This is a genomic window from Microcystis sp. LE19-84.1B (assembly GCF_027531875.1).
GTDB lineage: Bacteria > Cyanobacteriota > Cyanobacteriia > Cyanobacteriales > Microcystaceae > Microcystis > Microcystis panniformis.
Genome location: NZ_JAPZSR010000163.1, coordinates 1 through 4541, shown reverse-complemented (window position 1 = coordinate 4541; position 4541 = coordinate 1). Strand labels below are relative to the sequence as shown.

The window sequence follows — 4541 nt, the reverse complement described above, 5'->3', positions numbered from 1 at the left end:
AAAAATCAAGCGATTCAACCCTTTGACTTAGCTGGTGAACCCTTAATCAGAATCACTTTATTGGTGTTATCTGAAACGGAACATCTCTTATTAGTCTGTATGCACCACATTGTCAGTGATGGCTGGTCAATGGGGGTATTTCTTCAGGAACTAACCGCCCTCTATAATGCCTATATTCAGGGTTTATCTTCGCCTCTCAATCCCCTATCTATCCAGTATGGAGATTTTACCCTTTGGCAAAGACAATGGCTGCAGGGAGAAGTCTTAGAAAACCAATTAAATTATTGGAAAAAACAATTAGCAGACGCACCAACTTTCTTACCCTTACCAACAGATAAACCTCGTCCAGCAGTCCAAACATTTACTGGGGCATATCAAGAGTTTCAACTATCCCTTGAACTCACCCAAAAGCTAACAGAATTAAGTCAGCAACAAGGGGTAACAATGTTTATGACATTGTTAGCAGCCTATGGAATATTACTTTATCGTTATACAGGACAATCAGACATCTTAATAGGCACACCTATAGCTAATCGTAACCGTCGTGAAATAGAGAGTTTAATCGGCTTTTTTGTGAACACCTTAGTAATGCGGACTGACTGTTCAGAAAATCCTAGTTTTCAGGAATTATTGATGAGAGTGAGAGAAATGTCTTTAGGTGCTTATGCTCATCAAGATTTACCATTTGAAATGTTAGTAGAAGCCTTACAAACAGAGAGAAATCTTAGTCATACTCCTCTATTTCAGGTAATGTTTGTTCTTCAAAATACTCCCCTATCTGAAATAGAGTTAACGGGTTTAACTATTGATTCTTTACCCTTAGAAGGTGAAATAGCTAAGTTTGATTTAACCCTATCAATGCAAAATACAGAGACGGGATTGATGGGGGTTTGGGAATATAATACTGACCTATTTAATAGCGAGACTATTGAAAGAATGAACGGTCATTTTCTGACTTTGCTTGAGGGGATTATTACTAATCCAATTGAGGAAATTTCTCAATTACCTTTATTGACTAAAGTTGAACAACAACAGTTGCTAATCAACTGGAATAATACTGAGGTAGATTATCCTACTGACAAGTGTCTTCATCAGTTATTTGAAGAACAGGTAAAACGCACACCCGAAGCGGTAGCAGTTGTATATTCAGAGCAACAATTAACCTACAATGAATTAAATTGTCGAGCTAATCAATTAGCCCATTATTTGCGGAAATTAGGCGTAAAAGCTGATACTTTAGTCGGCATTTCCCTTGAACGTTCCTTAGAGATGATAGTCGGGTTATTAGGAATCTTAAAAGCGGGTGGTGCTTATGTTCCTCTTGACCCTGAATATCCGATTGAACGGTTAAGCTTCATGTTAGAAGATGCTCAATTATCGGTACTGTTAACGCAACAAAAGTTAGGAGAAAATCTACCTCAACATCAAGCTTCGATTATTTGCTTAGATACCGACTGGGAAAAAATCGCCGAAAACAGCCAGTCAAATCCAGAAAACAGGGTCACTCCAGATAACTTAGCTTATGTTATCTACACTTCCGGTTCCACAGGTAAACCGAAAGGGGTGTTAGTCAATCACTCCAATGTCGTGCGATTATTTGCCGCTACAGATGCTTGGTATAATTTCAATGGTCAAGATGTCTGGAGTCTATTTCATTCCTACGCTTTTGACTTTTCGGTGTGGGAAATGTGGGGAGCTTTGTTATATGGTGGACGCTTGGTAGTTGTCCCCTACTTAGTGACCCGTTCTCCCGAAGCATTTTATCAGCTACTATGTCAAGAGAAAGTTACAATTCTCAATCAAACCCCTACCGCTTTTCGTCAGTTAATTCAAGTTGAAGAATCCTTAAAAGGAAGTTTTCCCCCCTTATCAAGGGGGGTTAGGGGGGATCGTTCATCGACAACAGATAACGATTTAAGCTTACGTTTAGTTATTTTTGGAGGAGAAGCTTTAGAAATTAACAGTTTACAACCTTGGTTTCAGCGCCATGGCGACCAATGCCCCCAATTAGTTAATATGTACGGAATTACAGAAACTACCGTTCATGTCACCTATCGACCATTAAGTATGACCGACTTGGATAGTACAGCTAGTGTGATTGGTCGTCCCATTCCCGACTTAAAGGTATATTTACTAGACCAACATTTACAACTTGTACCGGTTGGTGTACCTGGGGAGATGTATGTGGGGGGTGCAGGAGTAACAAAAGGTTATCTCAATCGTCCTGAATTAACAACAGAAAGGTTTATTTCTAGTCCTTTTGAGAAGGATGAAGTGATCCCCCCAACCCCCCTTAATAAGGGGGGCAATGAGCCGTCAAAATTGTATAAAACGGGAGATTTAGCCCGTTATTTACCCAAGGGAGAGTTAGAATATTTAGGACGTATTGACAATCAAGTTAAGATTCGGGGTTTTCGGATTGAGTTGGGGGAAATCGAAGCATTATTAGCATCTCATCCCCAGATTTGGGAAACAGTAGTAATAGTGAGGGATGATACAACAGGAGATAAGCGTCTTGTGGCCTACATTGTGCCACAATCGGAAAAAACGATTACCATTAACGAAATACGGCAATTTCTGAAAGCTAAATTACCCGGTTATATGATACCTAATGCTTTCGTTATTTTAGATGCCTTACCCCTTACTGCTAATGGTAAGATAGATCGTCGAGCTTTACCGCCACCAGAATCTAGTAGTGAAACATCAGACAAATATGTTGCTCCGCGTAACCCAATTGAGGATATATTAGTAACTGTTTGGTCAGAAGTGCTAAAAGTCGAGAAAGTGGGTATAAATGATAACTTCTTTGAACTGGGAGGCCATTCCCTACTAGCCACTAAATTAGTAGCACAGATACGCGATCGCTTGAAAGTTGAACTTCCTCTACGTCAGTTATTCAACTCGGCCACACTAGCAGAATTAGCCGAAGGGATTGAACAGTTAAAACAGCAAAAATCCGATACCATCGTTCCAGCCATTTTACCAAGAAAAAGAAAATGAATTTTGAAGAATTACCCCTATCTTATGCCCAACAGCGTTTATGGTTCTTAGATCAATTAGAACCCAACAGTCCCTTTTATAATATTTCCTTGGCCTTGCATTTAGCAGGAAATCTCCAGGTAGATGTCCTCGAAAAAAGCCTACAAGAAATTATTCAGCGCCATGAGTCCCTCCGCACAAATTTCGCCACGGTTGAGGGAAATCCTGTACAAGTAATTAAACCAGAAAGTAATTGGCAATTAACGCTTGTCAATGGTAACGACAGCCCAAAATATCGAGAAGAGCAGGAAATCAAAAAATGGCTAGAAATTCACAGCCATCAACCCTTTGATTTAGCCAATGACTCCCTGATTAGGGCCACCCTACTGAAATTATCAGACACAGAACATTTCTTGTTAATTTGTCTGCATCATATTGTCTCTGATGGTTGGTCAATGGGGGTATTTATTGAGGAATTGACAACCCTTTATAATGCCTATACTAAAGGTTTAGAACCGCTTTTACAAGAGTTACCAATCCAGTACGCAGATTTTGCCATTTGGCAAAGGGAATATCTACAGGGAGAAATCCGAGAAAAACAGTTAAATTACTGGCAAAAACAGTTAGCAGCCGCACCCGCTTTATTACATCTACCTACGGATTATCCCCGTCCTCTAGAACAAAGTTTTCAGGGAGATAGGATAAAATGTGTCCTTTCTCCAGAACTTAGTCAAGGGTTAAATAAGCTGAGTCGGGAAAAAGGTGTCACCTTATTTATGACCCTCTTGACCGCATTTGGGACCCTACTCTATCGTTACACGGGACAAACAGATATTTTAGTCGGTACTCCCATCGCTAACCGTACTCGTAGTGAATTAGCTGGGTTAATCGGCTTTTTTGTCAATACCTTAGTCTTAAGAACAGATTTAGCTGGAAATCCCAGTTTTAGCGAGTTATTAAAACAGGTACGAGAAACAGCAACGGATGCTTACGACCATCAAGATTTACCTTTTGAGATGTTAGTAGAGGCCCTACAACCTGAAAGAAACATGAGTTATACTCCTTTGTTTCAGGTAATGTTTGGCTTAGATAATGAAATTGTAGATAGCATAGATTTAGAAGGAATAAAAGCCACTCGTCAGCCTTTGGAATTTAAGACGGCTAAGTTTGACTTAAGTTTATCTATACAGGTAAAAGAAGCTGGATTAACTGCAATTTGGGAATACAATACAGATCTATTTGATCAAAGCACAATTGAGCGACTATCAGGGCATTTTGTTAACCTATTAACTGGGATTATTGCTAATCCAGAACAAGCAATTAGTCAATTACCCTTACTGACAGAAAGTGAGACTAATCAGTTATTAATTGAGTGGAATAATACTCAAGTTGACTATCCTGAGTATAAGTGTATTCATCAATTATTTGAAGAACAGGTAAAACGGACACCCGACGCGGTAGCAGTTGTATATTCAGGTCAACAATTAACTTATAATGAGTTAAATTGTCGAGCTAATCAATTAGCCCATTATTTGCAGTCTTTAGGAGTAAAACCTGAGCAA

2 protein-coding genes are annotated in these 4541 nt (G+C 39.4%); both read left to right on the top strand.

Going from position 1 to position 4541, the window contains the following annotated elements:
- On the top strand, window positions 1-3000 hold a 3000-nt coding region (locus O9324_RS09990), incomplete at its 5' end, for a non-ribosomal peptide synthetase (protein WP_288140104.1).
- The coding region (locus tag O9324_RS09985; protein ID WP_288140103.1) for a condensation domain-containing protein at window positions 2997-4541 on the top strand (1545 nt) is incomplete at its 3' end. The genes O9324_RS09990 and O9324_RS09985, both read left to right, overlap by 4 nt.